We start from the raw sequence: 5,253 nt of genomic DNA, 5'->3' as shown, positions 1-5,253 counted from the left end.
GGTCCTGGACCATGGGAGTAGTCAGCTTGCCCTTTTCGGCCAGGAGGCGGATCGTATCCAGGTCCGAAGCTCTCGAAGGATCTTCCCTGGATAGGAAATGTTCCACCCAACACTGTATCTCCACGGCGAGGACCTTTGGATCCACTTTCCTGGTCTTCCCGATCCATTTGACGAATTCAAAAATCCCCGAGGGTACGGGCCGGCCATCGGAACCCGGCCGTTCACCTTCGCGAAACTGGAAAATCCTCAACCTGCTCCTCAGGGCGGGAATGAGCACGTCCTCTTCCAGTAAAAGGATCAGGGCACCCGTCGACGGAGTTTCTTCGGTTATCTTTAAAAGGCTGTTCGCCGCCGGGAGTGAGAGTCTATGGGCGGAATGGATCACGGCCACTCTCTTCCTGGAAGCGATGGGTTTCAACGAGAGTTCCTCCCAAAGCTTCCTGCAGTCCCTGATCCCGGGAGGTTCCCCGAGATTTCCGAAAAGGAGCAGGTCCGGATGTTCCGTCTTGCTCCAAGCACTGCAAGCGGGGCAGGTTCCGCAACCATTGCCGGAAAAGCACATAATCTTCCTGGCGCAAGACAGGGCAAAATCCCTATGAACCGATTGGGGCATGACCCCGGCAATGGGAAGTCGGGCCCCCGAAGATCCTACCCTGGAGGAAACCTCGTCGACAAAAGCGGTAAGATTATCCTTTACATTTGGCCCTGGGCTGTTCAATTCTTTATCCTTCTCCTTCTTGCCAAGGTATTTCACCGCCGCCTCTCTTTCTCTTCAATAGATCCATAATGGTTGATGCCACGGAATTGCTCAGAACTTCAGGATCCATGGTGCCATCCAGCTTTTTGAACCTTTCCGGGTCCTCATGTCCCATGGCTCCATAACCGATCCTGATGCGTTCAAGAAGCAATTTATCCTTCTCAAACCTGTCAGGATCACCCTTTCTGGTGACGATCCTTTCCATGGCTACTTTAACGGGGACGTCGAGCCAGAAGGTTACATCGGGCTTTGGGAAACCCGCACGAGCACTTATATCTTCCACGATCTTCCTTGGAAAATCCTTGCCGAATACCTGGTAGGCCAGGGTAGAGTCGGAGTACCTTTCGCAGAGAATTACCTTCCCCGATTCCAATCCTGGCCGTATGACCCTTTCCACGTGTTCGGTCCGATCGGCCAGGAAAAGAAGTGTCTCGGTAAGGACGTTCTTGAGGTCTCTCTCCAGGATGATCGCCCTCAGCGACTCTCCTCCATCCCAGCCGCCGGGCTCATAGGTCATGATCAACCGGTCCACGCCCAGTTCCTCTCCCAGTTCTCGAAAGACGAACCTGGCCAGTGTACTTTTCCCGGATCCGTCGATCCCCTCAAAGGTGATAAAGAGGCCTCCGGGGGGGTGCCCTTCATCAGAAACGATAGAATACCCCCACTGACCCGGTACCGCCGCCGCCTTTTTCCAGGTAACGATAGAAAACACCCCAGCTTTCATCGAAACGGAACCGTCCCTCCAGGGACCAGCTTCCGCCATTTTCGTTCCACCACTGGGCGGCGATGGAGAGGGGGCTCTGGATTCCGGCGGGGTGCAACAGGAGACCCGCCCCAGGATAACCCCGGACAGATCCTCCCCAGAACCCCCACCGGTCACCATAGAACCCCAGGCCCGCGGTGACCCTGGAATCGCCTCCGATATCATCGGCGCCGATCAGGAATCCCATCCTCCTGGAACGGCTTTTGACCCAGAGAGAAATATCTCCCATCAGGTCGCTCTCGTTCGAACCCGAAACTCCCCCGTAAAGGCCGACATTACCTTCGAAAGCGAGGTCCTCTATGTCGGAGATGATCCTGTTGGCTTTACCCACCATTTCCTTTACTTCCCGTATCCTTGAAGGTGCCGACGCCCTGTCGTCGAAGAGAGCTGCCTCGATCTTGCTTGAAAGCGTGTCGAGGCTTTCCGCCGCCTCTTTTATTCTTACGACCATCTGCCGGAGATCCTTCCCGGATGTTCCCCCTTCGTCAAATTGACTGACGACGCTTTTGAGGTTTTCCAGGAGCATGGAAAGGTTATCGAGGGACACCATGAGGGTATTCCTGTTCTCCTGGACCAGGGCATCGATATTATCCGTAAGCGCTGCCAGCGAATCTCCGGCTCTTTTAACCTGGTCGCGCGCTTCCCTGGAAAACTCCTGGAATTGGCCGGCGGCTTCGGATAATTTCGCCAGGAAAGAATTTATATTGGAAAAGGTGGACTGGACCCCGCCAAGGCTGGCCTTGATGTCCGACATTATTTCATCCAGAGACGGTGGGATAGTCCCGGAAACAGCGTCACCTTCGGTGATGTTCTCCAGGGAGGCTCCCCTCGTGACCTTGACTCGCGGTTCGCCCAAGAGTCCACCCGTATCGATGATAAAACGGCTGTCGAGAGGCACTACGACATGACTCCTTACATTTACCCTTATCAGCACCCCTTCCTTCAACAGCTCTATGCCGACGACCTTTCCCGATTCAACGCCCGAGACCAGGATGGGGGCTCCCGTATCCAGACCCATGGCATCGGGAAAGACAATACCGAAGGAATAGCCCTGTTGCCGGAAACGAGCCCCCCCGCTGACAAAGACCAAGGCTCCCAGAAAGACAATGGCCGAGAAGACCACAAGGCCGACTTTCATCTCCCTGTTCATTGCTTCCCGCCTCCTGTCCTTCCGACGGATATCATCCCTTCGGCGAAACTCTTCACCATGGGATGGTCGGACCTCTCCCACTCCCGGGGACTCCCCCGCCAGGTGATCTCGCCTTCATGCATCAGCAATAGTCTGTCCCCAATGCCCAGGGCGGAAACGATATCATGGGTTACCACGAGCACGGTGAAACCGAATTCATTGCATAGATCGACCACGAGTTGGTCGATATGGCGGGCCGTCACGGGATCAAGACCCGTCGTAGGTTCGTCGAGGAGCAGGAGGGACGGGCTATGTACGAGAGACCTGGCAATGGCGACCCTTTTTCTCATGCCTCCCGAAAGCATGGCTGGGTATTTGTCCCTGATATCACCGAGTTCCACGTGCTCGAGCATGCCCAGGACCATTTTGGCGATGGACTCAGGGTCCTCGATGCCCCTGCAGTATTTAAGGGGGAAAGCGATATTTTGTCCCACCGACAGGGAATCGAAAAGAGCCCCTCCCTGGAAGACCACTCCCAATTTCTTCCTGGTTTCGGCGAGCTCTTTCTCTTGTGTTTCGGGACCTATCTCCTTGCCCAGCAGTCCGATCCTGCCCTTGTCGGGCTTCAAAAGCCCGGAGGCCAATTTGAGGGCCGTGGTCTTTCCACATCCCGATGGTCCCATGAGACAAGTGATCTCTCCGGCGGAAAGGGTCATATCGATCCCCCGGATCACTTCCCTTCCGTCAAATGAAACCGACGCCTCCCGCATCTTCATGACCGGATCCACGGCCTCACCCCTTAATACCTCCAAAGAGCATGGAGGAGAGGACGTAATTGAAGACCAGTATAAGCATGTTACCCCAGACCACGGCCTTGGTGGTGGCTGTACCAACCCCCCGGGCGCCCTGACCTGCCATAAAACCCTGCCCACAGGCTGAGACTGCGATCAGAACACCGAAGACGGCAGCCTTCAGCAGCCCCCCGTAGATATCGGATGGAGCCAGAAGAGCCTCGACGGACCTTCTGAAAAGATGGGCGTTCACTCCGTGAGCGGCTACGTAGAGGAAACCCCCGGTGATGCCGATCACAAAGGAGAAAAGGGTGAGGACGGGCAGCATGATCAGGCCTGCCAACAACCTTGGCACACCGACGAAGACATGGGGATCCAGGCCAAAGGTCCTAAGGGCGTCGATCTGTTCCGTCACCTTCATGGAGCCGATCTCGGCGGCCATGGCTGCCCCAATCCTACCACTGACCACAAGACCGGTAAGTACGGGCGACATCTCCCTCACCATACTCAGGGCTATCACCCCGCCAATGTAGCCGGTGGCGCCGAAACGGACGAACTGGTCTAGGGTCTGCACCGCCAGAACCATCCCGGTAAAGGCGCTCGTGATGGAAACGACCAGAACGGAACCAACACCGACCCTTTCCAGTTGTTCGAAAAGGTCACCTTTGCTCCAGGTGCCCGTAAAGGTCCCGGCGAAAGCCCTGAGGCCGACGATAAAAAAGAAGCCCAAGGTGGAGAAAAGCTCTATGGCTTGCCTTCCGATCCAAGGAAGAAGGTTCAACATTCTACCTCCCTATTCCGGGACCACCCTGATCATTCTTCTCTGAAGACCGTCAACATAATAGTTGGAACGGTAGCTCTTGAAGGAACCTTCTTCGATACTCTCTTCTTTGACCTGGCTCCTCAATTTTTTCTGATTTTCCTCTGCCTCCGAGGATTCGGGGTCCTCCCCAGGCGGCCCGAAGCTTCTCACTTCGGCCACGACCTCGTCGTTGGTCTCCATAGCTGAGAATTCCCTCAGGAGTTCTTCGAGGCTCCGGATAGTCCTCCAACCCATGATGATCGAATCTTGGTCCGGTTCCTCTATCCCGCCACCACGAACTACCACTTCACAAGGACCCTTCGCGTCTCGGGGCGCCTTAAGGGTCAACTTTTGGATCACCGGTTCCTTCCTGAAGGGCCGGAGTGTAATCTCCACATCGAAGCTACCCCCCGGGGGGACAGTTTTGCTGGACAGGTTGACGTCCTCTATCAGGACGACCCTGGGTTCGGCCGTGGCCTCGATGTCGATTTGCACTCCGAAGGGGGCTACCTCGAAGAAGGGGTTGAGCGATACAGCGTTCACCAGGTCGGTGAACTCGGAGAAAAGGGTTTTGGACAAATCCGTGGATGAAAAGAACATGTTCGTCCTCTGCCAACCTTCGACGAGCCCCCCCCCCTCGATCTTAAAGGTGATCTTGGCACTCCCCTCCCCCACGCGCCCCCATACGTTATCCACGAGGCCAGTGACCATTTCGGGGATGACCTTGGTCATCATGAAGGGGTCGCAGGCGGTCTTGAACCTTTTGAAGGTCTCGGTCCCGGAATCAACATCCCGGAAATTGAGGGAAATGTCCATGACGGGGGCGAAACGACCGACCATACCCCCGATAGCCTGGGGCCTGTCCTGGGTGACAATCCCCACGATGGACGTGGGCGTTCCGATCTTGAAGGGTGTCTCCATGCTGGGCACGACCTGGTGGATCCAGGACCGGGCGAGGGGGTAGGCCACAGCTCCACGGTTTGTGAAGGGGTGGGCGAAGGCGAGGAAGCG

General features: G+C 56.1%; 6 protein-coding genes. All 6 read right to left on the bottom strand.

The genetic code is table 11. The features are described 5' to 3' along the window. Positions 1-613: DNA polymerase III subunit delta' (locus tag GX108_06215; protein ID NLO56631.1), on the bottom strand; the 613-nt coding region annotated here is incomplete at its 3' end. A gap of 109 nt (positions 614-722) precedes the next feature. Beyond that, on the bottom strand, positions 723-1,481 hold the full coding sequence (tmk, locus tag GX108_06210; protein NLO56630.1) for a dTMP kinase: 759 nt from the start codon (positions 1,479-1,481) through the stop codon (positions 723-725). Beyond that, positions 1,399-2,670, bottom strand: coding sequence for an MCE family protein (locus GX108_06205; GenBank protein NLO56629.1), 1,272 nt, complete (start codon positions 2,668-2,670; stop codon positions 1,399-1,401). Before GX108_06205 ends, tmk begins: the two co-directional genes overlap by 83 nt. Further along, complete coding sequence (locus GX108_06200; protein NLO56628.1) at positions 2,667-3,425, bottom strand: ATP-binding cassette domain-containing protein; 759 nt, start codon at positions 3,423-3,425, stop codon at positions 2,667-2,669. The genes GX108_06205 and GX108_06200 overlap by 4 nt, the downstream gene beginning before the upstream one ends. 16 nt (positions 3,426-3,441) lie before the next feature. After that, positions 3,442-4,224, bottom strand: a complete 783-nt coding sequence (locus tag GX108_06195) for an ABC transporter permease (GenBank protein NLO56627.1) — start codon at positions 4,222-4,224, stop codon at positions 3,442-3,444. A gap of 9 nt (positions 4,225-4,233) precedes the next feature. Further along, positions 4,234-5,253 (bottom strand): peptidase S55 (locus GX108_06190; GenBank protein ID NLO56626.1); only part of this gene is annotated, 1,020 nt, incomplete at its 5' end.

It is taken from the genome of Thermovirga sp. (assembly GCA_012523215.1).
In the GTDB taxonomy this organism is placed as follows: domain Bacteria; phylum Synergistota; class Synergistia; order Synergistales; family Thermovirgaceae; genus 58-81.
The sequence above is the reverse complement of the archived record's forward strand: the minus strand, read 5'-3'. Positions and strand labels throughout refer to the sequence as shown.